The sequence below is a fragment of the Paenibacillus cineris genome (genome assembly GCF_018333335.1).
Taxonomy (GTDB): Bacteria; Bacillota; Bacilli; order Paenibacillales; family Paenibacillaceae; genus Paenibacillus_AQ; species Paenibacillus_AQ favisporus.
This window is the reverse complement of sequence record NZ_BORU01000001.1, coordinates 4,384,748-4,411,304: the sequence shown is the minus strand read 5'-3', so window position 1 is coordinate 4,411,304 and position 26,557 is coordinate 4,384,748. Positions and strand designations below refer to the sequence as shown.

Sequence of the window (26,557 nt, the reverse complement as noted above, 5' to 3'; positions counted from 1 at the left end):
ACAACAATTTCACTGGACATCATAAGCGAAATACTACACAAGACCAAGGTGGTGTAATCATGAAATCAATCTATTTGGACCATGCGGCTTCCACTCCGGTACATCCGGAAGTGGCGGAAGAAATGATGCGCGTCATGACCGGACAATACGGTAACGCCTCCAGCGTTCACGCATTCGGCCGTGCGGCCAAGCGCACCGTCAGCGGGGCAAGGGACCGGATCGCCAAGTTTCTCGGCTGCCTGCCCGATGAGATCGTCTTTACCGCCGGGGGAACGGAAAGCGACAACCTCGCTTTATTCGGCGCAGCCTCCATGCGCAGGTCTAAGGGGAACCACATCATTACGTCGTCCATCGAGCATCATGCTGTGCTTCACGCCTGCGAAGAGCTGGAAAAGGAAGGATTCCGTGTCACTTACCTGCCGGTAGACCACACCGGACGGGTTCGGCCCGAGGATCTGGAGGCGGCATTGTCGGAGGATACGATTCTGATCAGCATCATGTATGCGAACAACGAGGTAGGAACGATTCAGCCGATTGAAGAAATCGGGAGAATCGCCCGAAGCAGAGACATTCTTTTTCATGTGGACGCCGTTCAGGCTCTTGGAGCGCTGCCCATCAACTGCCATGAGCTTCCGGTCGACATGATGAGCTTTTCCGCGCACAAAATCAACGGACCTCAAGGTGTAGGAGCGCTGTACGTCCGCAAAGGACTGGTCATCGCACCGCGCCTTCACGGCGGACTCCAAGAGAAAAAGCGGCGCGCCGGAACAGAAAATATGGCCGGAATCGCCGGCTTCGGCAAAGCCGTGGAGATTGCTTCCCGCCAGATGGAGCAGCGAAGAAAGCATGATCTTCGTTTGCGCCGGGCCTTGATCAGCACGCTGGAGCAGAAGATCGGCAGGGACGCTTTTGTAATCAACGGCCACCAAGAGGAATGCCTTCCCCACATCGTGAACATCAGCTTCCCGCAGACAGATACGGAGACGCTTCTGATGAATCTCGACATGGAGGGCATCGCCGCGGCCAGCGGTTCGGCATGCACTTCAGGCTCGCTGGAGCTGTCCCATGTGCTGGAGGCCATGCAGTTGCCTCAAAATGTTTTGCGTTCGGCGATTCGATTCAGCTTTGGTTTGGGTAATACTACTGAAGATATGGAGTACACAGCCCAAAAAATTGAAACCATTCTGCGTCGTCTTACGTAAGAAAGGTAGGGATTCTCCATGGATGGAGAGGGAGGGATGAGTGCTCCATACCGTTCGCGAGACAAATCGACCTGAGCGTGCCGCATTGGATTGACTGACTTCGGTGGTAACGTGAAGGGGTTCGTTTCAATTTTGAAGAGGGTAAGGTGGGATCCTGGCCATGAAATTCCAAGAGATGATCGGACTTGCCGTATTTGATGTGGAAGAAGGCAAGGAGATCGGCAAAATATACGATATTATCATCACCGAAGATTGGAAAATTCAAGGCCTTGAGCTGGAAGGCAAAGGGTTGTTCTCCAACACAGCGAAGACGGTGTCCTGGGAGGACGTCGTTGCTTATGGCGAAGATGCTGTGATGATTCGTAATAAACAGGCTGTTCGCAAGACGGATGCCGACGACATACAATACACCTATCTTTTGGGTAAAAATAAATTAAAGGATCTGGACGTACTTACTGAGGACGGTACGATGCTCGGTAAAGTGACGGACGTTTATTTTGACCAGGAAATGGGAAATACAATATTAGGTCTCGAAATAAGCGACGGATTTGTTTCGGATTTGATTGAAGGGCGGAAATGGCTGCCTTGCACCACGGAAATGTCCATAGGGGAGAATGCGGTCATGGTTCCGCCTATGAGCGAACAGCGTTTGGAAAAAGCCATTAATTCTGTTAACGGATAGGTGATCAATGAATATGAGATGTCCTAACTGCAATTCCAAAGATATAGGAAAAATCGGTTCCCACCAATTTTACTGCTGGGGCTGCTTTATCGAACTGACGGTGAACGGGGAGAAAATGTCCGTATACCAGGTAGAAGAGGACGGTACGCTCAGCTCGCTGGACGATTTGTTCTTTGAGGAGATTCCTCAGGATTTTCCTCATCTGCACGCTTCCTCTTAAACAATATGCATGTACCGGTCAGAACATTTCCGCAGACCTTCGGGTCCTAACGAATATTTTTCTGATTTATGCTGCGTAATGGAGCCGCCCCTTCCGCTAATTGTGGTTTGTCTTCACTTGGCTACGGCCCGCAAGGGGGATTCACCCGGCAGCTTCAATCCTATTATTGGTTACATAGCACCCACAGCGGAAGTACCATACACGGTCTTATTGCCGTCATCTTGGAAACCCGTACCCGTTTTTGCCTGCACGGCAGAATCAGGTATCCGGGTTTCTTTGCGTTTTACTCATAGTTCTCCTCCCGTGGCCGCCAATAGGTTAAATTCGAATTTCGGGACATATACTAACTTGACAGCACGTCCGGAAGGAGGAGACAAGGTGGATAAACTGACGGCCAATAAATGGTTCCGGGGGATGATTTGGGTCCTGCTTGGTCTGATTATTCTGTATTTCGTTTGGCTGCTGCGGCCGATGTTCATGAATATCTATCAATTTCTGAAAGCGATCCTAGCCCCCTTTGTCGTGGCGATGATCATTTCCTATGTGCTCAATCCGGTCGTATGCATGCTGGCCGCGCGGAAAATGCCGAGGGGAATCGCCGTGCTGCTCATTTACGCCGTCTTTCTGACCTGCCTTGCGGTGATTCTGATCAATCTGATCCCGATGCTGATCGAGCAGATGGAGGAACTGAATGAGCATTTGCCGGAGATGACGATGCATGCCCAGAACATCATGAACAACCTGGATAATCGGGGGGTTCCGGTGGGAATCAAGGAGGGGGTGGATCAGTGGCTGCTGCAGTGGGAGGACCGGCTGGCCAAAGGCATCTCCAATTTCATGGACCATATCGGCAGTACCATTAACATCGTGCTGAACATTTTCATCATCCCGTTTTTGATTTTCTACATATTAAAGGACTTCGACGTTTTTGAGCGGGCGGTCGTATCGCTGCTGCCGCGCACCCGGCGCAAGGCTTCCGTCAGATTGCTGAAGGAGATCGATGAGGCGCTCGGGAATTATGTCCGCGGGCAGTTCCTGGTGTGTCTCATCGTCGGCATTCTGGCCTATATCGGATATATGATCGTCGGCATGCCGTATGCCCTGCTGATGGCGAGCATCGTTGCGGTATTCAACATCGTGCCCTACCTGGGCCCGTTCCTGGGCGCGGCGCCTGCGGTGGTCATGGCTTCGACGATATCTTGGAAAATGGTGCTGATGGTCATCATCGTGAACTGGCTGTGCCAGCTCCTGGAGAGCAATATCGTATCGCCCCAGGTCGTGGGGAAGAAGCTGCATCTTCACCCGATGCTGATTATTTTTGCCCTTCTGGTCGGCGGGGAGATCGCAGGGATCGTCGGACTCATTTTGGCAGTGCCTTTATTCGCGGTGCTCAAGGTCATCATCCAGCACTTCTTTGCCTATTACGTCAAGCGGAAGACGACGTAGAGCGGTTTGACAAGCGTCCGCGCTATCGGATATAATTCAGACAATACTACGCAAAAATGGACAAAACGGCGATGAAATGAAGTACGGCAGTTCCTCCTTGTTCAGAGAAGGGCTCCTTCACGGTAAGCGTGACGGCTGCAAGAGCCCCCAAGCGATACTGTCCGGAAAGCTGATTTCGGAGTGTGACAAATTCACCGGCTGGCCCCGTTAACGGCCTTAACAAGGCGATCGCCTGATCATTCAAGCTGGCAGCCGGCGTATGGCGCCCGGCAGTCGTTCAGGCGGTAACCAGGGTGGTACCGCGAATTCATTCGTCCCTGATCTGATCAGGGGCGTTTTTTACGTTTATCCGTCCATTTGCATGCAATTTACGAGAGAGCTGGAGGCTGTTTACTATGAAAGCAAGTGAAATTCGTTCCAAATGGCTTGAATTTTTCGCAAGCAAGGGACACCAGATCGAGCCGAGCGCTTCGCTCGTGCCGCATAACGATCCTTCCCTGCTGTGGATCAATGCGGGTATGGCCCCGCTGAAGCCGTATTTTGACGGACGCATCAGTCCCGAAAATCCCCGGCTCACGAACTCGCAGAAGTGTATTCGTACCAACGATATCGAAAATGTAGGCAAGACCCGCCGGCACCACACCTTCTTTGAAATGCTCGGCAACTTCTCCATCGGCGACTATTTCAAGGAAGAGGCCATTACATGGGCATGGGAATTTCTGACCAGCAAGGAATGGATCGGATTCGATCCGGAGCGTCTGTCGGTCACGGTATATCCGGAGGACGAAGAAGCCTTTAAGCTCTGGAACGAAAAGATTGGCCTGCCGGCCGAGCGGATCGTGAAGCTGGAGGATAACTTCTGGGACATCGGCGAAGGCCCTTGCGGTCCTTGTACGGAAATTTTCTATGACCGCGGCGAAGCCTATGGCGACCTGTCCGATCCGGAAATGTACCCGGGCGGGGAGAACGAACGCTTCCTGGAAGTGTGGAACCTCGTTTTCTCGCAGTTCAACCACAACAAGGACGGCTCCTACACGCCTCTTCCCAACAAGAACATCGATACCGGAGCGGGCCTGGAACGCTTTGCATCCATTTTGCAAAACGTCGACTCCAACTTCGATACCGACCTGTTCCAGCCGATCATTCAAAAAACGGCAGAGCTGGCCGGCGTTAAATACAATGCCAGCGTAGAGGGCGACGTCGCGCTGAAGGTCATTGCCGACCATGTGCGTACCGTTACGTTTGCGGTGGCCGACGGCGTGCTTCCGTCAAATGAAGGACGCGGCTACATCATCCGCCGTTTGCTGCGCCGCGCCGTACGTTACGGCAAAGTGCTGGGTCTTGACCGTCCGTTCCTGTACAGCCTGGTGGAAACCGTCGGCGACATTATGGGCGTATATTACCCGAACGTGGTGGAGAAACGCGAATTCATCGAGAAGGTGATCTCCACGGAGGAAGAACGTTTCCATGAGACGCTGTCCGACGGCCTGGCGATCCTCGAGGAAATCAGCAAGCAGGCGCTGGAGCAGGGCACGAAGCAGATTGGCGGCAGCGACGCATTCAAGCTGTACGATACGTACGGTTTCCCGTTCGACCTGACGGAAGACTATGCGGCTGAGCATGGGCTGACCGTTGACCGCGAAGGATTTGACGCAGCGATGCAGGAGCAGCGCGACCGCGCGCGTGCAGCCCGTCAGGAGAGCGGCGGCATGAAGGTTCAGGGCGGCGTCCTGTCCGATTATACGGTTAAAAGTGAATTTGTTGGATATAATGACACCGTAACCGAGTCGAAAATTGTGGCAATCATTGTCGATGACGCCATGGTGGACATCGCCGGGGAAGGACAGAGCGCCCAGGTGGTGCTTGACGTCACTCCGTTCTATGCGGAGAGCGGCGGCCAGGTCAGCGACCAGGGTCTGCTGCGCGGCGGATCGGTGACGGCCAGAGTGGAAGGCCTCTTCAAGGCGCCGCACGGACAGCATGTGCACCAGGTGACGGTGGAAGCCGGGGAGCTCAAGGTCGGCGAGACCGTCAAGGCAGAGGTCGATCATGACAAACGCAGAGACATCGAGAAGAACCATACGGCGACCCACCTCCTTCATAAAGCGCTGAAGGAAGTACTCGGCACCCACGTCAATCAGGCCGGATCGCTCGTTGAGCCGCAGCGCCTGCGCTTCGACTTCTCGCATTTCGGCAGCATTACGCCGGAAGAACTGGCGGATATCGAACGCCGCGTGAATGAACAAATTTGGAAGGGCACTAATGTAACAATTGAATATAAATCGCTCGACGAAGCCAAAGCAATGGGCGCCATGGCGCTGTTTGGCGAGAAGTACGGCAGCATCGTCCGCGTCGTGCAGGTCGGCGATTACAGCTTGGAGCTGTGCGGCGGATGCCACGTGAACAACACGTCCGAGATCGGAATCTTCAAGCTGGTCAGCGAAAGCGGCATCGGCTCGGGGGTACGCCGGATCGAGGCGGTAACCGGCCGCTTGGCATACGAATTCCTGGAAGGCCAGCTGTCGCTGCTGAAGCAGTCCGCAGAGCTTCTTAAATCGAATCTGCACGACGTGCCGAGACGGATTGAAGCGCTGCACGGCCAACTGAAAGAGCTGGGACGCGAGAACGAGTCGCTTCAGAGCAAGCTGAGCACGATCGAGGCCGGCCAGCTCACCGAACAGGTGAAGCAGGTGAACGGAAGAGAGCTGCTCGCTGTCCGCGTCAATGCGGGAAGCATGGACGCCCTGCGCTCGATTGCCGACGAACTGAAGGGCAAGCTCCCGAATGCCGTGCTGGTTCTCGGCGCAGCGATGGACGAGAAGGTGAACTTCGTCGTTTCCGTTCCGCAGGAGCTCGTGAAGTCAGGGCTTCATGCAGGCAAGCTGGTGAAGGAGATCGCGGCAGTCTGCGGCGGCGGTGGCGGCGGACGTCCCGATATGGCCCAGGCTGGCGGCAAGGACGCCAGCAAGCTGGAAGACGCTTTGAAGCTGGCAGAGCAATTGGTTGGATCTGGAATTTAGGCATATCATCTTTGCCTTCTGCATCCAATACATTGTAAAGACTCCGGCGGCTACCCGGAACTTTGTAAAATTTTTGTTTTTTATTTCCGTGGAATTTCCTTCGGCGCGGCCCGGTATGGTATGATAGAAAAAGTAGGAAACCTTAAAGATTCAATTCGTCAAAACATGCATGGACATGTTTTTGAAGAAGCGAGGTGTCACAAATGGATTCCATGGATAAGACAGTCAAGTTTAACGTGAAGGGTGATGAGAAGGAGGCCTCCGCGAAGGATATCCTTCTGACGGTATACGACGCGCTGGTGGAGAAGGATTATAACCCGATCAACCAGATCGTCGGCTACCTGATATCCGGAGACCCCGCTTATATACCGCGCCAGAACAACGCGAGAAGCCTGGTTCGAAAAAAAGAGCGTGATGAGTTGATTGAAGAGCTGGTCCGGTTCTATCTAGCCAATCACCGATAGGAGAGCTTTATGAGAATTATGGGACTCGATTACGGGGACCGCAAAATCGGGGTGGCCGTGAGCGATATGTTCGGCTGGACCGCCCAGGGGCTTGAAGTGGTCGAACGCCGCCGCGACGGGGCGGAAATGCAGCGAATTGCGGATCTGGTCCGCGAGCAGGAAGTGGAAGAAATCGTGGTTGGCCTCCCGAAGAACATGAACGGCAGCATTGGTCCGCGCGGCGAAATCTGCATTGCGTTTGCAGATCAGCTGAGAGACATGCTGAACTTGCCGGTTCATCTGTGGGATGAGCGGTTGACGACGGTATCCGCCGAAAGGACGCTGCTTGAAGCGGATGTCAGCCGGAAGAAACGCAGGCAGGTCGTGGATAAAATGGCTGCCAGCTTGATTTTGCAAAACTATTTGGACTCTAAGAGTAAAAGGTGAGGGTGATACAAATGGCTAATGACCGTAATCGTATGGAAGAAGAAGAACCGGAAATTATTTATATTCCCGATGACGAAGGCAATGAAGAGGAGTTTGAAGTCATCATGAAATTCGAGGTCGACGGCTCGGACTCCAAGTATATGATGGTCGTTCCGCTTGACTCCGAGGATGATGACTCCGACGAGGTCTATGCCTTCCGCTATGAGGAGGACGGAGACGATCTGAAGCTGTATATGATCGAGGACGACGAAGAGTGGGAAATCGTCGAGGAAACGTTCAATACGCTGGTTGCCGAACTTGATGGAGGGAATGAACATGAATGATTTCTCTGCAGATCAGGCCGTATGGACTTCCAAGCTGAAGGAAGCCTTTGGTCCAACTGTGGAACTGGAAGATGAGAACGGAGCGACTTCCGTCTATGATCTTACAGCTGAGTTTGAAATCAACGGTCAGAGCTATGCTGTGCTCCAAAAGCCAGGAGATCAAAGCGGAGAATTCGATATCCTGAAAGTGGTCTCCTCGCCTGAAGGAACTCTTGGGCTTGTCACCATAGATGATGACGATGAATGGGAAAATATCAGCGAGCTGTACGATGAAATGACCTTTCCTGAGGACAGCGAAGATTAATCGGGCACAAGGTTTGATCAAGTACCAAAATTGATAACTCCGGAGTCCCCGCAAAGACAGCGGAATGCGTGAAACGGAGCATTGCGCTGCTTTGTGGGGATTTTTTTGGTTATGGAGGGTTGGATCGGTTTGAAAGCTGCCAAAAAGGCTCTGGTAGTGCTGGTGATCGTCTTGGTGATCATTGCCGGCGGGGCCTATTACGTCTGGAACGGCATGCAGCCGGTGAAGGCTTCGCAGAATGCCGTCAAGTTCACCATTGAGCAGGGGATGGGAACTTCGCGAATTGCCGGGGTTCTTAAGCAAAGTGGACTCATTAAAAACGATATGTTCTTTAAAATCTACTTGAAATGGAAAAACCAGGGCTCCCGTTTTCAGGCGGGAACCTATGAGGCGAAGCCGGGGGTAACCTACGACCAGCTGATTGCCAAGCTGAACAGCGGCGAAGTGGTAAAGGCGGAGATGATCCGCATTACGATTCCGGAAGGCTATACGCTGGAGCAGATCGCAAAGACGGTGGGAGAAGCAAGCCAGAGTGATCCGGCCGCGTTCGTAAAGCTGGCGGATACCGGCGGTCAGACGGACGTACCGGCCTTTAAGGAGATCCCCGCGGATACTTCGTTAAAGCATAAGGCGGAGGGGTACCTATTCCCGGACACGTACGAATTTAAAAAAGGAACCGGGCAGGAAGAGATCCTGACCCGAATGCTGGAGCAAATGCAGAGCAAGCTGGATCAGATCCCTGATCTGGATCAGAAGCTGAAAGCTCATGGCCTTACATTGCACGAGATGCTGACGGTGGCTTCGCTCGTCGAACGGGAGGTCGTCGTCGACAAGGAGCGTCCGCTTGTTGCGGGTGTCATCTACAACCGTCTGCACAAGGAGATGAAGCTGGAAATCGATGCTACGGTGCAGTACGCTTTGAAGGAGCCGAAGGAACGGCTGCTGTATAAGGACCTGAAGGTGGACAGTCCATATAACACGTATTTGCATCCGGGGCTCCCGCCAGGACCGATCTGCAGTCCGAGCATCGCTTCGATCGAAGCCGCATTATCACCGGAAGCCTCCGATTACTTGTATTACGTGACCAAGAAGGACGGCTCGCATGAGCATTTATTTGCGAAGACGTACCAGGAGCATTTGAACAATATCAAGAAAAGCAACAGCAATGCAAAGCAGTAGCTGCAGGGCAATGATCGACTAAAGTCCGTTTGCCGCTGCGAGCACCAAAGCACCTCAGACTCTGCCGGAGACACGCGCTTCCGCCGGGTCCGGGGTGCTTTTTAAGTACTGTGGATTCGTCATGGAAATCGTTCAAAATGATAAAATTCGTTTGGGGAGAGGGTGGCATGAAGATGACTAGACAAGTGATACCGTGGGCTAGCGGCCGCTGGTCGACGGAACCGGCTGCTTATGAAGAGAAGGACGGGGAGCTGATCGTTGAAGCGTGCCAGGGCAGTGACTATTGGCAAACGACCATGTACGGTTTTGAACGGGACAACGGCCACTCGCTTCTGCTGCCATGGGATCGGGAAGAGGCGGTAGAGGTAACCTTTCGTTTGACCGCCTTCGATCATTTGTATGATCAGGCAGGGCTGATGTTATGGAGCCATGGGCAGCAGTGGATCAAAGCTGGAATCGAGATGAATGACGGCGTCCCTCATCTCGGAGCGGTTGTGACCCACGGCTATTCGGATTGGTCGCTTGCGCCCGTCCCGGAGTGGATGGAGAAGATCGTGACGATCCGGGCGTCCCGTCTGAAAGATGCGGTTATTATCAGAGCCCGGACGGAAGGGGAAGACTGGAGAACCGTCCGCGTATGCCGGCTTACTCCGGATGAATGGCAAGCGGGACCGTATTTGTGCGCGCCGACGAGTGCTGGGCTCAAAGTTGCTTTTACCCGATGGGCAACGGCCCAGCCGGATGCGGATGTGCATGAACAGCCGCCGGAGTTGTAAGGACGGCCATGCCTGACGGCTGAGCATGCCCTTCGATGGAACAGGTCGACTTCATGGACGAAAAAGGCTGCAGACTCTTGTCCGAACCCGGACGGAGGCTGCAGCCTTTTGATGGTTGATTTCAAATCGGTTGTATCTTGAATCCGGGCCGTATCAAACAGCCGCCAGCGTTATGCCTGCAAATCCAAAGGGACTGGAGCGAGCGGTTCGATGGACAGCATGTCCTTGATCGCTTCCATTTCAAGGTAGCTGGTGATGACATGGTCCGCCTGTGACAAATCCTGCCGGCCGGATCCGGGGTTAAAGTATCCGATGCAGCGCATGCCTGCGCTCTTTGCAGCCTTGACCCCATTGCGAGAGTCCTCGATGACCAGGCATGATGAGGGCTCGGCTCCCAGCAGCTTGGCCGCCTGCAGAAAAATATCGGGTGCCGGTTTGCCGGAGTTCACTTCTTCCCCGGAAAGACGCACGCTGAAAAAGGCTCCAAGTCCGGTACGTTCCATGATGAGCCGGATCAGGGACGGAGGCGAGGAAGAAGCTACCGCAAGCGGCACCTGACGGCTGCGCAGCCAATCCAGCCAAGGCGTTACGTGGGGAATCGGCTGCAGTTCGGGGTGTGCAGCCATGATGTCCAGCACGTTGTTCTGATGATAGGCGAGCACTTCTTCCAGCGGGAAGGAGAGCTTATGCTTCTCCAGCACCTGCCTCCACATGGACTCCAGCGTTACTCCCACGTAGCCGTGATGCTCCTCCTCCGTTACGGGAGCGCCGAAGTGGGCGAAAGAGCTGCGCTCAATCTCAAAATAGATCGGTTCGCTGTTTACGAGCACGCCGTCCATATCAAAAATAACGGCCTTTACCGGCGGGGCCTGCCATTCCAGATTCTGCAATGTCATAAGCTTAACGCTCCTTTGTCGTTATTTTTCGGGATCAACGGCTTCAGACCGATTGCAGAATGACCTTGATCGCCTGGGACGAAGGGCTCAGCGAACGCCCGTCCAGATCACAGCCCAGGGCTTGGAAGGCTTCCCGGTATCGGGCCAAGGGATAGGTGTGGGTTATGATTTTTTGCGCGGGAATAATTTGGCGCTCGATCATGTAATGGGCGGTGGAAAAGGTGCCCAGGGAATCGATCGAGCCGATGATTTTGAGGCTCCGGTCGACGACCTCTTTGGGATTAAAGGTGCTGACGCCGTCTCTTAAGCCGACAAGCATGAGGTAACCGCCGTTTGCCAGGCTTGGAAGCACCTGCGTTCCGACCACGCCGGTCGTATCGACGATAAGATCCACTTGGCCGCCGCCGGATGAAGCCTCTGCTGCGGCCGTTTCGAACGAATCGTAAGTTCTCCAGCGTTCCGGGGCGATACTCCCGGCGATGGCGAGCCTTTCTTTGGAGATGTCCACAATGCTTCCCGTTACGCCTTTGGAGGCCAGGGCATAGCTGTACAGAATGCCGATGGGCCCGGCGCCGAGAACGACCGTACGAAAATTCGGCAGGAGCCGGATTTGGTTGATTCCTGTCAGGATGCAGCTTAGCGGCTCCGTTAGGGTGGCCTCCTCGTAGCTGACATGATCTTTTAATGGATATAAAAAGCGGTCTTCGGTGACGTAATAATCGGTAAAGGTTCCGTTGGCGCTGACCCCGGTTTCCGTCACAGACTTATGGATGCAGTGATTTTGCCGGCCGGTTCGGCACATCTCACAGTGCCCGCAGTAATAAGTCGGGTCGATTACGACCCGGTCGCCTGGCTTCAGCGTGGTGACTCCCCTGCCGACGCTAACGACATCTCCTGCCGATTCGTGGCCCAGGATGACGGAAGATACCGCATGATATTTGCCGCTCACAATGCCCAGATCGGTTCCGCACACGCCGGTGGCGCGAATGCGGACGAGAACCTGATGTTCCTCAGTAATGGACGGCTCCGGCCGTTCCTCAAGCGTTACGTCCCATGCCGATTTGTATACCAATGCCTGCATCACGTATTACCTCCTTGGATATGGATATTTGACTTTTGCGAACATTAGCAGACCTGTTAACCGACGCTGGCCAGAACCGCGTCCAGTCTTTCCACGATCGTTACGATCTCATCCGTCGTTACGGTCAGGGACGGTCTGACCTTGACCACGTTTCCGAATCCGTATCTGGATCCGCGGAGGATCAGATGCTGATCGGCAAAGGCGCGATCGATGACCGCGTTGGTCTTGGCGACATCCGGTGCCCCGTCCTCGTCCACGATTTCCAAACCCCACATCAGCCCGACTCCGCGTGCTTCGCCGATGCAGTCGTATTTGGTCTCAAGCTCATGCAGCAGGTCGCCGAGTATTTCGCCTTTCAGTTTGACTTCATCCAAAAATCCAGGCTCGGATACGACCTCCAGGGTGGACTTGGCCGCTGTAACGGATATCAGATTGCTGCCCGAGGTGAAGGAATGCTCGTGCTTCTCCAGCACGTCCAGGCGGGATTGCATCAGTACGGCCGCCACCGGAACGCCGATACCGCCCAAGCCTTTGGCAAGGGTGATCATGTCCGGCTGAATGTCGAACCGTTCGCTGGCGAACATGTAACCGGTCCGCCCGATTCCGGTCTGAACCTCGTCGGCGATCAGAAGCAGCCCGTGTTCGTCGCAAAGCTTGCGCAGCAGCTTGAAATATCCTTCAGGTGGGACGATATTCCCTCCGTTGCCGAGGATCGGCTCGATGATGATGCAGGCCACCGACCCGGAGCTTGCGTATTCGAGGTGGTCATGGATCGATTCGATGCATTGAAAACCGCAGTTCGGGCGGGAGGCGTTAAAGGGACAGCGGTAGCAGTAAGGAGCGGGAACGTGTACGCTGTTCGCGGCGGTCGAGTTGGGGAAGTGCTTGCGCCGGAAGGCGTTGCCGGAGATGGCGGTGGCAAACTGGGTTTGGCCGTGATGGGACAGAAACAAGCTGACGATGTCGGTGGCCTGCGTATATTTTTGCGCAATCTTGGTCGCGCATTCGTTGGCCGTGGAGCCGGTAATATCCCGCATCCAGCCGGTATCGATCCCATTCGGGGCGTGCTCGGTCAATTGGTCCAGCACTTCGTTCACATACGGCTCGGTAAAAGTGGAGGACATGTGAGTCAGGCGTCCCACCTGCTCCTGAACCTTTTCGACGACATGCGGATGGTTGTAGCCGAGCGATAGATTGAACGTTCCGGACACGCCGTCCAAATACTCCGTGCCTGCATCATCGACCAACGTAATCCCTTTTCCAAACTTGAAACGGTTTGTGGTTAAGGTTTGCATCCGTCTTCCCTCCAAAGGTTAATTTTAATTTCGGTAATACGTTGTTATAAGAATATTACTTTTCCTTATGGACATCGGATTTCCCAAAAAGGGGGCCATCATCCTTCATTGCCGTGCCCCAGAAGGCTGCCTCCCAGCTTATGTTTCCTGGACTGCTGCTGCTTGGTCAGGATCAGGGACGCCAGCAGGATCAAGCTGAATCCGGCAAGGATCCAGACAGCCATTCCGGCCGACCATTGATCCATCGACCAGCCGATCAGATACTGCAGCACCGCGCCGCCGATCCCGCCGGATGCGATCAGGATGCTGGTGGTAGTCTCCGTCATTCCCGGAATGAGCACGTTGGCATACACGAGGGCGATGGAAAACAGCCCGGACATCGAGACGCCGATTCCAAAGACGAGCAGGTAGGCCGTCCATTCGTTTGCCCATAGAGCGAACCCGATCGTAAAGGCGAAGGTAGCCGCCGTGCTCCAGACCAAAAACGGGATATACCTTACCGTTTCCGCGATTCTACCCACGAACAGCCGCCCGATGACCATAGCAATCCACAGGATAGTGACGCCAAGGGAAGCGAGTGAATCTTTAACGTGCACCTTCTCGATCAGAATGGATGGCAGAAAATTCATCAGCCCCAGCTCAAGACCCATATATACAAAGAAAAAGATGATGAATATACCCAGCAGCCCGGCGTATCTACCCCGGTAGCGGCTTTTCTCCGGAGAACCAGCGGTTACCGCCTTGTCCAGCCGTGCGGAGCTCTCTGCCGGCATGGCCAGCCACAGGATCAACAGCATCAGCGATACCAGGGCAACCGTAAAAAAGGTGAGGAACCAGGCGTCCATCGTAAGAAACAGGCTGACCGCCGCGGGAATAAGGAGCGCGCCCAGACCGAAGTAAACATCGAGCTTGGTCATGGCGACCGCTTTCTGTTCTTCGGCAAATTCAATCGTAAACGCTCCGATCGAAGACTCAATGATGCCGGAACCGAAACCGACGAGCAGGGTCATCAGAATGATCCAGGTCCAGGACGGAAGGCTTCCCATGACAATGCAGGCTGCGGTGATGCAGGCCAAGGAAACAGCAAGCATCCGCTTTCGGCCGAGCTGGGCCGCCATGAAAGGCGAAGCCGTAACTCCGGCGAGAAAACCGAGAAACTGCAGGAAGAGCAGCGTTCCGCCGTCACCGTAATCCTTATGGTAATGGTCCAGGAGGACAGGAAGCATAGCGCCGAGCACCACGCTGGTGATTCCGATCAGCAGGTAAAATCCGCAGCTTAAGGCAAACAACCTCCGCAAGAATTCACGCTCCTTTGTCGATATTTTGGGAGATCTCCAAATCTATCAGCTGATGTAATACAATTTATACCATATTAGCCATAAAATAAATATGTTATTTTGTAAAATAATATTTTAAATGTAAAAAATATGTAATTAGAAGGAGAACGCAGCATCCGCATGGTTCCTTTCTCATACGAAAGAGAAAGAAGAGGCTTGACTGTTTTCGTCGAATAATAAGGTCTTCCGCCTCTGGCAGCCTCTGTTTCATCATCTTTAATGGGCATTCCAATGCATAGTTCAATAGAATTATAAGGTTTAGGAAAAAAGTTATAAAAAAATTGCCAAAAAAGCAAAGGTTCGAGATGGAAAATGTCGAAGAATAAAGTAGGCATTCGTTTTTTAAACTTACATACGACGTAATGCAAGAAATTGAAACGGCGGTGAGTGAGAGTGGGATGGATTCGAAAGAAAGATATGGGGGAAGAAAAACAGAAACAGAATAGCTCCAGCTCAAAGGAGCGAAGCGGCAGCAAGCGGAAGGCTTCAGCAGCATCAGGAGGGCCGGGAGATCCGAAAAAGCCGTCACGGTTCGCCAGCCTGCCGGGCATCAGCGGGGCACAGCTGCAAAATTTAAACCCGTTCAAGTCGGTGGGCGTGAAGCTGTTCCTGATTTTTTTCGTGGCGATAGCGGCGATCGTGCTGACCCTGGGTCTAACATCCTATAGCAAAGCCAAAAGCACCATCAAGAACAATACGGCGCTGGCGAACAGCCAGACGATCCAGCAAACTCAGGAAAAATTGGATATCATTCTGAAGCAGTATGAAGATATGGCGATGCAGATGTTTTTTGATCCGGAAATGCAGAGCGTCATCGACGAGCTGGCACGGAACCGGCAGGATGAATACCAGAATTTCGTGCTTACGGATCAGATCAATAAAAAATTGTCAAACCAGCTGAACAGCAACTCTTCGATCAAAGCGATTTATCTGGTTCCGCCCGAAGAGTCGCAGCGGATCATCTCTTCCGGTTCAGGCGGCCTGGACATCAATACGATCCGCGAAGTCGACTGGTTTAAAAATGCGAAGAAAACAAATCAGACATCATGGGTTCCTTCTTCAAAGGGTAAGGATGGAAGCGTTTCCTTCGAGCTGGTCCGCTCGCTGCAGAGCTTGTCCCGCGGCGGAGCCTACGTCATTATCGTGGAGCTTAAGACCGACGTCATCGAAAACCAGCTCAACGGAATCAGCCTGGGTGACGGAAGCAAGCTGCAGGTTGGCGACGCGAACGGTCAAGTCGTTGCCTCTACCGTGAACAGTGAAGCAGGAACCAAAGCCACACTTTCGTTCATGCAGGGACAGACAGAACCGGCCAAGACCCTGGAAACGCAGGATAACGAAGGGAATGAAATCCTTGCCGTATACAACACCCTCGAGACGACAGGTTGGAGGCTGGTCGGAACCGTTCCGGTCGAAATGCTGGTCAAGGACGCTAAGGGAATTCTGGTTTTGACCATGGGAATGGCCGTTGGAGCGATCGTGGTCGCCATCCTGATCGGGTTCTGGATGGCCCGCATGATCGCAACTCCGCTCAGCAAGCTGAAGGATCTGATGTTGGAGGGAGCCAAGGGCAACCTGAACGTGCGGACGCAGCATAAGTCCAAGGATGAAATCGGTCAGCTGGGACAGGCTTTCAATCTGATGGTGGATCAAATTACGAAGCTTGTTCAGCAGACAAATACGACGGCCCAGCTCGTGCTTGAAACGGCGGGCGAGCTGACCGATGCTTCCAAGAAGACGGCGATCTCGGCCAAAGAAATTGCCATTGCGACCGAGGAAATCGCCAACGGGGCAAGCAGTCTGGCTACCGAGGCGGAGCGCGGAAACGAGATGACCGAGCATATGGCCAAGCAGATGGGATTGGTGATCACGGCCAATGAGGAAATGGGCAGCGCCGCGCGGCATGTTGAACAATCCAGCCAGTACGGAACCAAACAGCTGAACGAGCTGCTGGACAAGACGCATCAAACGGAAGAAATGACGCGTGAGCTGATGCACAAGGTGGATGCCTTGAAGCAGACGGCAAGCTCTGTCAACAAAGTGCTGGTCGTGCTGCAAAATATTACGAAGCAGACGAATATTCTGTCCCTGAACGCAACGATCGAAGCGGCGCGTGCCGGGGCGGCCGGACGAGGCTTCATGGTCGTGGCAGACGAAATTCGCCAGCTTGCGGACCAGTCCAGACAATCGATTGACATGGTAGGGCAGATCACCGGTCAAATTATGTCCGAGATGAATGAAACGGTCGAAGCGCTGTCGGACGCTTATCCGCTGTTCCAGCACCAAATGACTGCGGTGAAGGAAACGAACGAAATTTTCGTATCGGTTCAGGAACAGATGGGCGATTTCACGCAGCGGCTGCAATCCGTAACCGAGTCGATATCGGCGCTGCATGATTCGCACAGCGTTCTTTCGGAAGGCATGAGCAACGTCAGCGCGGTCGCAGAGGAATCCTCGGCGACCTCCGAAGAAGTCGCCTCGCTCAGCAATGAGCAGCAAAGCGTGGGCGATCATCTCGTTGAGCTCTCCGCCAAGCTGGAAAATGTATCGATACAGCTGAAGGAATCGCTGTCCCGGTTTACGCTGAACTAAAGGAAGCTTAAGGAAGCATAATAAGGAACATGTTCAAAACTAAGCTTTATTCACAATGCAGCAACCTTGGCAGTGTAGTGCCAACCCAATAAACAGTTTTCACAGTGAGCCAACGTGTCCTCCGCTCGGGGATGCGTTGGCTTTCTGATTCTCTCCGGGAAATGGGCTGGTCTAAGCTTGGCGGGTTGGACATGCCTGCTGAAGGATATACTGAGTGGAAAAGGCATAAAGAGGGGTTCTTCTTGAGCGTAAAACATAAGCAGCGCATTTTCTATGTGCTGGTCATCCTTTCGTTTATGATGACGGTACTCATATTGAGGTTAGCCTACATCCAGCTCGTTATGAGGGTGTCGGAGCTGCCTGGAAGCCGGTTTACGATGCAGGAAATGTCGGTGCTGCAGCGGGAGCGCGGCGTGGTTTTGGACTCCGGGCGGGGCAAGTTTTATGACAGAAACGGCGAGCCCTTAACAGGGAAGACGGTTTCCGCCGCCGTGCTGTTCCCGGTTTCCGGTTCCATCCGGCAAGAGGCGAAGGACAAACTGAATGCAGTCACCCGGGTCCTGAAGACGGATCAGGCCGCCTTCCTGAAGGTATGGGATCACTTGAGCGTCCCTCTCGTGTGGCCGGACTCCCGCAAGAGCGATCCGCTGGCGTTGAAGGACAGCGAAGCGAAACAGGTAAGGACGGCCGGAATCAGCGGCATCGAAGTGCTGCCGTATACTAAGCGGTATGAGGATGCTTCCAGCGGGATGCAGTGGATCGGCTATTTAACGGAGCAGCCCGGACAGAAGCATCTGATCCACACGGGGTATGCCTTCCAGGAAGGGGCGGCCGGGCTGGAAAAGACGCTGGAGCCGCTCCTGCGCGGGATGGGTCCGACGACCGCCTATTATACCGTCGATGGAAGCGATCAGCCCATTCCGGGTACGGGCATCCGGATTAAAGGACCAGGTAACGCCTATTATCCGCTCAAATTCCGCACCACGGTGGATCTGGAGCTGCAGCGGCAGATCGAGCAGCTGGCCAAGGAATCGGGGATGAAGGAGGGAGCCGTTGTCCTCCTTGATGCACAGACGGCCGATGTGGTGGCCATGGTATCGCTGCCGTTCTACAATCCCTTGGACGTCCATCCGCAGCAAAGGGCATGGAATAACCGCGCTTTGCAGGCAGCCGTGCCTGGTTCCATATTCAAAACGGTCATCGCGGCAGCGGCGCTGGAGGCAGGCGTCACTACTCCGGGTGAAACCTTTACGTGCACCGGCGCATACGGTAAATATGGACTTTCCTGCCCCAAAGAGCATGGCGTGATTACCCTCGCTGAGGCTTATGCCGAATCGTGCAACGCCGTGTTTGCCGAACTGGCGGAGCGGCTGACAGCGGGCGAAATCGAAGCGGCCGCTCATAAGCTGGGCCTGGCCAGAACGGTGGGCTGGGAGGAAAAGGACATCCTTGGCCTGCCTCTTCTGCGCCCGTTCGATCATGAGGACAGCGGAAAAATCTTTGCCGATCCGGATAAGGCCGACAGGGACGGGGGGATCCGCGCACAGACCGGCATCGGTCAGCGCGATGTACAGGTGACCCCGCTGCAGGCCGCCAACATGATCGTGACGCTTCTTCAGCAGGGACAAGTCCACGCGCCACGAATTCTGGAGAGCGTCTCGTATGCGAACGGCCAGCTGATGAAAGAGCTGAAGCCCCATTTGGCCCCATCGTCCCTTGGTACCGTCCAGCCGGCAACTGCGGATTTGATTACCGGTTGGATGGAGAAGGTGGTCACCGAAGGAACGGGTCAGTCGATCCGCGGCGCGGCATGGCCGCTTGCCGGCAAATCGGGAACGGCCCAGGTGACCATAAACGGGCAGCCGCGTAATCATCAGTGGTTCATCGGGTACGGACCCGTGAACCAACCGAAATACGCGGCTGCAGTACTGTATCAAAATATGTCGACGTCCTCCTGGAACCAGGCGACGGTGCTGTTCGGACGCATTATGAACCTGCTTGCGGCTCATCCGGCGGCGTAGCATCCGGCGTGCGGGTGGTCATATCAAACGGCGACACGTCGAACTCTTCCTTCGGAAGGCGGATCCAGCTCTGCAAATATCCCTGCTGGAGCAGTTCCTTGATCAGGATCAGCAGCACGGGAGAGAGGATCAGTCCGGCGATGCCAAAGATCGACAGGGAGATGATCATGAACGAGAGCATCAGGAATGCCGACGACACGCCGATCGAATTGCCTGTAATCCGCGGTTCGAGCAGCTGGCGGGTGAGAAGCACCACGACGAGCAGGACGGAAAGGCCGATCGCCAGACTGAGATTGCCGACAATAAACAAATAAATGATCCATGGGATCAGGATAACCGGAACCCCGACGAGCGGCAGAATATCAAATACGGCACAAACCAAGGCTAGTGCAAGCTCGTTGCCTGTGCGCAGAATCAACAGCCCGGCATATACGAGCACGAGGGTGATGAGCACCATGATCAGCTGGGCCTTGATGTAGGAGCCGATGGCTTTCAGGACATATGTCTTTAGAAATGTATAGGCGTTCTTCAGCGTCTTCGGCGACTTGTCCCGCATCACTTTTCTCCAGCTGCCGATTTCGGTGCTGAGGAAAAACGCCAGGATGATCGCGATGCCGAAGTTGCCCATAAAGGACGAGAACGAACTGAACAGTCCGACCATATATTTAAAGAAAGCGGTTGCCCACCCGCTGGCATAATCCGTTAACGTTGTAAAATACTCGTTCATTTTTGCAGTGACATTTGGCGGCAGGGCTGCGATTTTTTCCTGAAGAAATTGCGTCAGCTTGGTAAATTCCGTTTGAATCATATGCGTGTATTTGGGCAAATTATCTTGGACCTGGGCGAACTGGGAAACGACGATCAGTCCGACTCCGAACAAGATCCCCAGAATCACCAGAATAAACACCAGTACGGAAATGGCGGAAGCGAACGGTTTGGGCATGCCCCTCTTGTGTAAAAACTTGGCCAGCGGTTCGATCATAAAGAAAACGACGAAGGATAAAAATACGGGCGCGGCGATTTGGTACAGCTTGCTGAATATGTACATGACGAGGAAAACGGTAAGTACGATGAACCCGATATCCACAAAGGTTCGCCAGTATTTTTTGTACAGTGGAAGCATCGCGGGCGGATCTCTCCTTTTCACAACAGATTATTTTTCATTGTACACGATTTATAAAAAAACGCCTATTTCTTCAGTCACTGTGATAAAATAAGAGGTAGCGATTTTTATAGGGTGCCTATGAAAATTAAAGTTATCAAATAACACATGCCTTTCGGCAAGTCAAAGTCAATACAGAGAAAAGTGGGGATATGACATGCAGACTTTGCTGCTTTGGTTATTTTACATCTCATCGTTTTACGCGTTTATTCCCGGCTTGATCACCCGGATATTCGGTTTCCGCGTATTTCGCAGAGGGATCACGGAGCATGAATACGCGCTGACCTTCGATGACGGTCCCGATTCGGTGTACACTCCGAAATTGCTGGACCTGCTGAAAAGATACAACGCCAAGGCCACCTTCTTCGTCGTCGGCTCGCACGCGGAGCAGCATCCCGAAATCGTCAAGCGAATCTATGACGAAGGCCATCTGATCGGCATTCATAATTATGTCCATAAATCGAACTGGCTCATGCGGCCGGGAACGGTCAAGAAACAGATTATGAAGACCGACAAGGTTATTCATACGATTACCGGGGAGCGCAGTTCTTATTACCGTCCGCCTTGGGGAATCGTGAACCTGTTCGATTTTGCCAAGCGGAGCCAGTTCAAGATCGTCCTGTGGTCGTCCATGTTCGGCGACTGGCGGGAACGCATCGGCGCGGACCGGCTGACCGAGCGGATGCTGAACAAGCTTCAGCCCGGAGAAGTGATGCTGCTGCATGATTGCGGCCTCACGGCCGGAGCTAACCCGGACGCGCCGCAGCAGATGCTGATCGCTTTGGAGCGGGTGCTGGAGGAAGCGGAGCGCCGCGGAATGAAAGCCATCCGGATCGACGAGATGATCGAAGCGAAGGAGAAAGCGCCGGAGCGAAAGCTGCCGCGGCTGAAACGGGCTTCGGTCAAAGTTTGGCTGCTGTGGGAAACGCTGTTTCATGCGATGTTCCGGTTGAAATCAATCCGGCCTTATGATCCGTTCATCCATTACCGGCTGCGCACCTATAAGGGACAAACGGTGGAGATGAATGACGGCGCAACGCTGTCCAAGGGAGATAAAGTGATCGAGCTGCACTTCGATAACGAGAAGCTGTTCCGGCTCGGTGTCCGGTCCAGATCGATGGTGCACCTGGCCATCCAGATGATCCGCGCCACCGAAGATCAGTTCCCGGAACTTGCCCGGATCATCCTGAGCGACCCTGAACTGCAGCAGGCGAAGGCCATATACGGAATCACGATGATTAACCGGGGGCCAAAGAACTTCGGCTTCAAAATCGTCGATTTGAAAGACGGCTTATTCGCTAGATCGACGACGATGTATTTGAAGTTCCTGCTGCGGATCATTAATCCGTCCGGACAGGAACGGCTGAAGGACCATGCGGAACAGATGGTTCCGAAACTGCTGGTCATGTCTGTTGCTCAGCTAATCGAGCGGTTTTCCGAGAGCGGATCTCACCGCCGGCAGCAAGTGAAGGAGCCGTCCGATCCGCAAGAGGAGAAGAAGGGCGAGCTGCTTGACCTGAATCTGGTTGCTTCGTCGCAGGGTATCGGCAGCACGCCGCCTGCTATGTAAATCAAACAGCACTTATACGAAAATATGGATCGGGGCTGTCCCGGCTGTGGTAAAGACCGCAGCTGGAGACAGCCCTTTTGATGTTGAACCGGAAACCGAATGAAGCAGCCTTACTATTTAAAGTCTTATGCTTTATATAAAAAAGGTGCTTCATAAGTCGGAGTGACTTATGAAGCACCTCGGATGCATCTCACTTCGATGCAGAGTAGATTAGATTTTCATGACGCCGCCTTGGCTGGCGTTGGTGACGAGCTTGGAGTAACGGGCGAGATAGCCTGTTTTCACCTTCGGCTCGAAGCCTTTCCAATGGGTGCGGCGCTCGGCCAGCATTTCGTCGCTGACAAGAAGCTCGATTTTACGGTTGTTCAGGTCGAGCTCGATGATGTCTCCGTCTTCGACGAAGGCGATCGGACCGCCCTCAGCTGCTTCCGGAGAGATGTGGCCGATACTGATCCCGCGGGATGCGCCGGAGAAGCGTCCGTCCGTGATCAGGCCGACTTTGGCTCCAAGGCCCATGCCGACGATTTGGGACGTAGGCGCCAGCATTTCCGGCATGCCTGGGCCGCCTTTAGGTCCTTCGTAACGAATAACGACGACGTGGCCTTCTTTAACCTTGCCGTTTGCGATGCCTTCCAGCGCCTCTTCCTGGGAGTCGAAGCAGATGGCAGGACCTTTATGATAGCCGCCGACGGATGGATCCACGGCGCCGACTTTGATGATGGATCCTTCCGGAGCCAGGTTGCCGTAGAGGACCGCCAGGCCTCCACGCTCGGAGTATGGCTGGTCGATCGGATGGATGACGTTCTTGTCCTGGATTTCGCAGCCGGTTACGTTCTCGGCCAGCGTCTTGCCGGTAACCGTCATGCAGTCGCCGTACAATGCGCCCGGCTTCTTGAGCAGCTCGTTCAGCACGGCGCTTACGCCGCCTGCGGTATGAACGTCTTCGATGAAGTAATCCGAAGCCGGTGCGAGCTTGGAGATATGCGGCACGCGGTTGGCGACTTCATTGATCCGCTCCAGCGGATAATCGATGCCGGCTTCCTGAGCGAGAGCCAGGGTGTGAAGCACGGTGTTTGTGGAGCCGCCCATGGCCATGTCGAGCGCAAAGGCGTTGTCGATGGATTCCCTGGTCACGATGTCACGCGGCTTCAGGTCCATCTTCACGAGTTCCATCAGCTGGCGTGCAGATTGCTTGACGAACTCTCTGCGTTCTTCGGCTACCGCCAGAATCGTGCCGTTGCCCGGCATTGCCAGTCCAAGGGCTTCCGCCAGACAGTTCATGGAGTTCGCGGTGAACATGCCCGAACAGGAACCGCAGGTAGGACAGCCGTATTGTTCAAGCTCCAGCAGATCGTCGTCGCTGATTTTTCCGACTTGGTGGGCACCGACGCCTTCGAATACGGATGTCAGGGACAGGCGGCGTCCTTTGCTGTCTACGCCGGCCTTCATCGGACCGCCGCTGACGAAGATCGTAGGGATGTTGACGCGCAGCGCGCCCATCAGCATACCCGGCGTAATTTTGTCACAGTTCGGAATGCAGACCATGCCGTCGAACCAGTGTGCAGAGACGACGGTTTCGAGCGAGTCGGCGATGATTTCGCGGCTCGGCAGGGAATAACGCATGCCGATGTGCCCCATGGCGATGCCGTCATCGACGCCGATCGTGTTGAATTCAAACGGAACGCCTCCGGCTTCGCGGATGGCCTCCTTGACCAATTTGCCGAATTCCTGAAGGTGGACGTGGCCGGGAACGATGTCGATGTATGAGTTGCACACGGCGATAAACGGCTTGCCGAAATCCTCCTCTTTCACGCCCGCCGCGCGGAGCAAGCTGCGGTGAGGCGCGCGGTCAAAGCCCTTCTTGATCATGTCAGAGCGCATTTTATTAGCTGCCATGATGTCTTTTTCCCCCTAACTGTAAGTATCGCGCTTTAGCGCGGTTAACTATGAAAGTGCCCGTATAAAACGAAACGGTTTTAAATGAGTCTATCACAAAATGAAAGCTTTTTCTAGCAATGGTTCGAAAGATTCGGGGAACTTTAGGCCCAGGCAGGTGAACAGGAAAAGGCACCTTCCATTCGCTGGGAATGAAGGTGCCTTTTGGCTTATGTCAATCCATCACTCGTTGTTGGCTGATGGTCAGGCAGGGATTAGTTTTTGCCGCCCTTGCGGCCGATTTCTTTGTAGAACTCCTTGTCATGAGACTCGGAAGTGGCTTCGCCGCCTTTTTGGCCGATCTCCTGATAGAATTCACGGTCGTGGTTTTTGGAAGTGGCTTCGCCGCCTTTGCGACCGATTTCCTGATAAAATTCCTTGTCATGATTTTTGGCCGTTGCTTCCCCGCCCATACGACCTGCTTCTTCTCTGCTCATTTTACCGTTATTATCGTTGTTACGTGCCATTTCAAATCACTCCTTGGAAAGTATTTTTGATGGATATAGATTGAACTAAAGTGTACCTCCGGACCCGAAGTCCGTGCCCGCCTTCCGAAGAAAGCGCGGATGACGTTAGCCTTAGTTCACTCTATATTAGTTGCGCGCATCCTTTACTTACCACAGCCCTACTGGAGTGAAACAATTAAATTATGAAATAATTGGTAAATAACTTGCTTGGATACAGCCACGTCGGAAGGAGGCATATCAGATCAGCCCTAGCGGATAAGCCCGTGGAGAGGAGGAGAGAAATACGGCTCCGCTTCTATTGTTACATATTGACAACCCTTCTTCCTCCGCTGACAATAGGGACAGACCAAGTAACGGAAAGGGGAAGAAAACATGCAGGATAGTAACCTACCTGGATCACCCGAGCTTGTCACGTTCGGAGAAAGCATGGGGCTGTTCACGGCGCAGGATTCCCGCGGCCTGGAGTATGCTTCCACCTTACATAAATCCTTTGGCGGAGCGGAGAGCAATGTGGCCATCGGCGTCGCCCGTCTGGGTCTCACGTCAGGCTGGTTCGGGGCGATCGGAAAGGATCCTCTCGGGGATATGATTTACAAGTCGATCCGCGGCGAAGGCGTAGACGTGTCGCAAACGGTCCGCGGTATTGACGCGCCAACAGGCATGATGATCCGTGAAAATACGGCGGGCCGCACATCGGTGTACTATTACCGGAAAGGCTCCGCGGCAAGCCGGATGCAGCCGGATCAGCTGAATGTTTCCTATATTGCCGGGGCCAAAATGCTGCACGTGACCGGCATTACGGCGGGGATCAGCCCGTCCGGACTGGCCTGCGTCGAAGCGGCTATAGACATCGCCGCGGCAGCCGGCGTCAAAATCAGCTTTGACCCCAATCTCCGCCTGAAGCTGTGGAGCCTGGAAGAGGCGCGGGGCGTGCTGCTGCGTCTGGCCGAAAAGGCGGATTACTTTTTACCGGGCCTCGACGAGCTGAAGCTGCTGTACGATACGGACGATGACGCGGCGATTTTTGCAAGCCTTTCCAAACTGAAAGCCGTATCGATCGTCAAAGGCGGTCCCGACCTGACTTATGTGCTCGAGCAGGGGAACGTAACGGAGGTTCCGTACTTCAAGGCCGATAATGTACTGGATACCGTCGGAGCGGGTGACGGCTTCTGTGCCGGCTTTATCGCCGGGCTATTGAAGGGCGAAAGCGCCGTGGAAGCGACCCGTCTGGGGAATCTAACCGGATCTATGGTTATTCAGGCCGTGGGTGATTGGGAAGCGCTTCCGACTTGGGAGCAGGTCGAGGCGAAGCTCGGCAACAAGGCTCATATTGAGAGATAAAGCGAATGTTTGCAGGGTACTTTGGAAATAGACATCTTTCAGGCTTTTCCATATAATGAACACAAAGGAGCGGTCATTGTGAAAAAAATCCAGCTTTTGCAAAAAATTATCGATAACGGCGTCGTTGCCGTTCTGCGCGGAGATTCGGCCGATCAGGTGTTTGACATGGCTGAGGCGGCGATTGCCGGCGGAATCAAGGTCATCGAGGTTACGCTGACCGTGCCGGGAGCGCTGCATGCGATCGAGAAGCTCAGCCGGATGTACAGCTGGGAGACGAGCGACCCGGACAAATTCGCCATTATCGGAGCGGGAACGGTGCTGGAGCCTCAGACGGCGCGCGCTTCCATCATGGCCGGAGCCCAGTTTGTCGTCGGTCCTTCGCTGAATCCCGACACGGTTAAGCTGTGCAATTTGTACCGGGTGCCGATTCTGCCGGGCGTCATGACGATCGCCGAAGTGCAGCAGGCACTCGAGCTCGGGGTCGACATCGTGAAGCTGTTCCCTGGCAGCCTGTACGATCCGTCCATCATCAAGACGATGAAGGGGCCTCTGCCTCAAGCAGACTTTATGCCGACAGGCGGCGTATCGCTGTCCAATCTCGGCGACTGGATCAAAGGCGGAGCGGTGGCTGTGGGCATCGGCTCGGACCTGACCAACGAAGCTGTGAAGACTGGGGATTTAAGCCATGTCCGCACGAAAGCGGAGCAGTACATGGAGGCTTACCGCAAGGCAAAGTCGGAGCTGTAAGCCGGCCGGAATGTTATGAGCGGAATCATTGTATCATAAGTAAAACCCAAGTATTTTGAATCAAACCCGAT

22 protein-coding genes and 1 pseudogene are annotated in these 26,557 nt (G+C 54.1%); 16 read left to right on the top strand and 7 right to left on the bottom strand.

Annotated features, from left to right (window positions below; all coding sequences use genetic code 11):
- Positions 1-59: 59 nt before the first annotated feature.
- The 11 genes from KI379_RS20520 (at position 60) to KI379_RS20470 (ending at position 10,042) form a co-directional block, all read left to right on the top strand.
- Positions 60-1,202 carry a cysteine desulfurase family protein gene (locus KI379_RS20520; RefSeq protein ID WP_212984539.1) on the top strand — a complete coding sequence of 381 codons (1,143 nt, stop codon included), beginning with the start codon at positions 60-62 and terminating at the stop codon, positions 1,200-1,202.
- Positions 1,203-1,362: 160 nt separating this feature from the next.
- Complete coding sequence (locus tag KI379_RS20515) at positions 1,363-1,884, top strand: PRC-barrel domain-containing protein (protein ID WP_076169640.1); 522 nt, start codon at positions 1,363-1,365, stop codon at positions 1,882-1,884.
- A 13-nt stretch (positions 1,885-1,897) separates the two neighbouring features.
- Positions 1,898-2,104 carry a hypothetical protein gene (locus KI379_RS20510; RefSeq protein ID WP_076169641.1) on the top strand — a complete coding sequence of 69 codons (207 nt, stop codon included), beginning with the start codon at positions 1,898-1,900 and terminating at the stop codon, positions 2,102-2,104.
- A gap of 414 nt (positions 2,105-2,518) precedes the next feature.
- Entirely contained in the window at positions 2,519-3,550 is a 1,032-nt protein-coding gene (locus KI379_RS20505) for an AI-2E family transporter (RefSeq protein WP_373309599.1), read from the top strand.
- A gap of 395 nt (positions 3,551-3,945) precedes the next feature.
- Complete coding sequence (gene alaS / locus KI379_RS20500; RefSeq protein WP_076169643.1) at positions 3,946-6,570, top strand: alanine--tRNA ligase; 2,625 nt, start codon at positions 3,946-3,948, stop codon at positions 6,568-6,570.
- Between the two features lie 203 nt (positions 6,571-6,773).
- Positions 6,774-7,034 carry an IreB family regulatory phosphoprotein gene (locus KI379_RS20495; RefSeq protein WP_076169644.1) on the top strand — a complete coding sequence of 87 codons (261 nt, stop codon included), beginning with the start codon at positions 6,774-6,776 and terminating at the stop codon, positions 7,032-7,034.
- 9 nt (positions 7,035-7,043) lie between these two features.
- Positions 7,044-7,460, top strand: coding sequence for a Holliday junction resolvase RuvX (ruvX, locus tag KI379_RS20490; RefSeq protein ID WP_076169645.1), 417 nt, complete (start codon positions 7,044-7,046; stop codon positions 7,458-7,460).
- Between the two features lie 11 nt (positions 7,461-7,471).
- Positions 7,472-7,783, top strand: a complete 312-nt coding sequence (locus KI379_RS20485; protein ID WP_076169646.1) for a DUF1292 domain-containing protein — start codon at positions 7,472-7,474, stop codon at positions 7,781-7,783.
- Positions 7,776-8,087 carry a DUF1292 domain-containing protein gene (locus KI379_RS20480; protein ID WP_076169647.1) on the top strand — a complete coding sequence of 104 codons (312 nt, stop codon included), beginning with the start codon at positions 7,776-7,778 and terminating at the stop codon, positions 8,085-8,087. Before KI379_RS20485 ends, KI379_RS20480 begins: the two co-directional genes overlap by 8 nt.
- A 111-nt stretch (positions 8,088-8,198) precedes the next feature.
- Complete coding sequence (gene mltG, locus KI379_RS20475) at positions 8,199-9,266, top strand: endolytic transglycosylase MltG (RefSeq protein ID WP_212984538.1); 1,068 nt, start codon at positions 8,199-8,201, stop codon at positions 9,264-9,266.
- A gap of 173 nt (positions 9,267-9,439) precedes the next feature.
- Positions 9,440-10,042, top strand: a complete 603-nt coding sequence (locus tag KI379_RS20470) for a DUF1349 domain-containing protein (RefSeq protein ID WP_212984537.1) — start codon at positions 9,440-9,442, stop codon at positions 10,040-10,042.
- Positions 10,043-10,212: 170 nt separating this feature from the next.
- Here the strand turns inward: KI379_RS20470 and KI379_RS20465 are convergent, their stop codons facing one another.
- The 4 genes from KI379_RS20465 to KI379_RS20450 form a co-directional block, all read right to left on the bottom strand.
- Positions 10,213-10,938 (bottom strand): HAD family hydrolase, encoded by a 726-nt coding sequence (locus tag KI379_RS20465; protein ID WP_212984536.1) that lies wholly within the window; start codon positions 10,936-10,938, stop codon positions 10,213-10,215.
- Positions 10,939-10,981: 43 nt separating this feature from the next.
- On the bottom strand, positions 10,982-12,019 hold the full coding sequence (locus tag KI379_RS20460; protein WP_212984535.1) for a zinc-dependent alcohol dehydrogenase: 1,038 nt from the start codon (positions 12,017-12,019) through the stop codon (positions 10,982-10,984).
- Positions 12,020-12,075: 56 nt separating this feature from the next.
- Entirely contained in the window at positions 12,076-13,314 is a 1,239-nt protein-coding gene (locus tag KI379_RS20455) for an aspartate aminotransferase family protein (protein ID WP_152398548.1), read from the bottom strand.
- A 98-nt stretch (positions 13,315-13,412) separates the two neighbouring features.
- Positions 13,413-14,612 carry an MFS transporter gene (locus KI379_RS20450; RefSeq protein ID WP_212984534.1) on the bottom strand — a complete coding sequence of 400 codons (1,200 nt, stop codon included), beginning with the start codon at positions 14,610-14,612 and terminating at the stop codon, positions 13,413-13,415.
- Between the two features lie 456 nt (positions 14,613-15,068).
- On the opposite strand from KI379_RS20450, the gene KI379_RS20445 reads away from it, so the two are divergent.
- Positions 15,069-17,243, top strand: a complete 2,175-nt coding sequence (locus KI379_RS20445) for a methyl-accepting chemotaxis protein (RefSeq protein WP_089548314.1) — start codon at positions 15,069-15,071, stop codon at positions 17,241-17,243.
- Between the two features lie 242 nt (positions 17,244-17,485).
- Positions 17,486-19,264 carry a peptidoglycan D,D-transpeptidase FtsI family protein gene (locus KI379_RS20440; protein ID WP_306433684.1) on the top strand — a complete coding sequence of 593 codons (1,779 nt, stop codon included), beginning with the start codon at positions 17,486-17,488 and terminating at the stop codon, positions 19,262-19,264.
- Here KI379_RS20440 and KI379_RS20435 read toward each other — a convergent pair.
- Positions 19,230-20,387 (bottom strand): AI-2E family transporter, encoded by a 1,158-nt coding sequence (locus KI379_RS20435; protein WP_076169654.1) that lies wholly within the window; start codon positions 20,385-20,387, stop codon positions 19,230-19,232. The two genes, KI379_RS20440 and KI379_RS20435, sit on opposite strands and share 35 nt — an antisense overlap.
- A gap of 196 nt (positions 20,388-20,583) precedes the next feature.
- Between KI379_RS20435 and KI379_RS20430 the strand changes: the two genes are divergently transcribed.
- Entirely contained in the window at positions 20,584-21,996 is a 1,413-nt protein-coding gene (locus KI379_RS20430; protein ID WP_076169655.1) for a polysaccharide deacetylase family protein, read from the top strand.
- A 210-nt stretch (positions 21,997-22,206) separates the two neighbouring features.
- Here KI379_RS20430 and ilvD read toward each other — a convergent pair whose 3' ends face one another.
- Both ilvD and KI379_RS20420 read right to left on the bottom strand, forming a co-directional pair.
- Entirely contained in the window at positions 22,207-23,892 is a 1,686-nt protein-coding gene (ilvD, locus tag KI379_RS20425) for a dihydroxy-acid dehydratase (RefSeq protein ID WP_212984532.1), read from the bottom strand.
- Between the two features lie 260 nt (positions 23,893-24,152).
- Positions 24,153-24,398: pseudogene (locus KI379_RS20420) on the bottom strand (KGG domain-containing protein); the annotation flags it as partial.
- Between the two features lie 372 nt (positions 24,399-24,770).
- Here KI379_RS20420 and KI379_RS20415 point away from each other — a divergent pair.
- Together KI379_RS20415 and KI379_RS20410 are read left to right on the top strand one after the other, a co-directional pair.
- Complete coding sequence (locus KI379_RS20415) at positions 24,771-25,739, top strand: sugar kinase (RefSeq protein WP_212984531.1); 969 nt, start codon at positions 24,771-24,773, stop codon at positions 25,737-25,739.
- Positions 25,740-25,817: 78 nt separating this feature from the next.
- A complete protein-coding gene (locus tag KI379_RS20410) occupies positions 25,818-26,486 on the top strand; it encodes a bifunctional 2-keto-4-hydroxyglutarate aldolase/2-keto-3-deoxy-6-phosphogluconate aldolase (protein WP_089550331.1) in 669 nt (222 codons plus the stop codon).
- Positions 26,487-26,557: the final 71 nt, after the last annotated feature.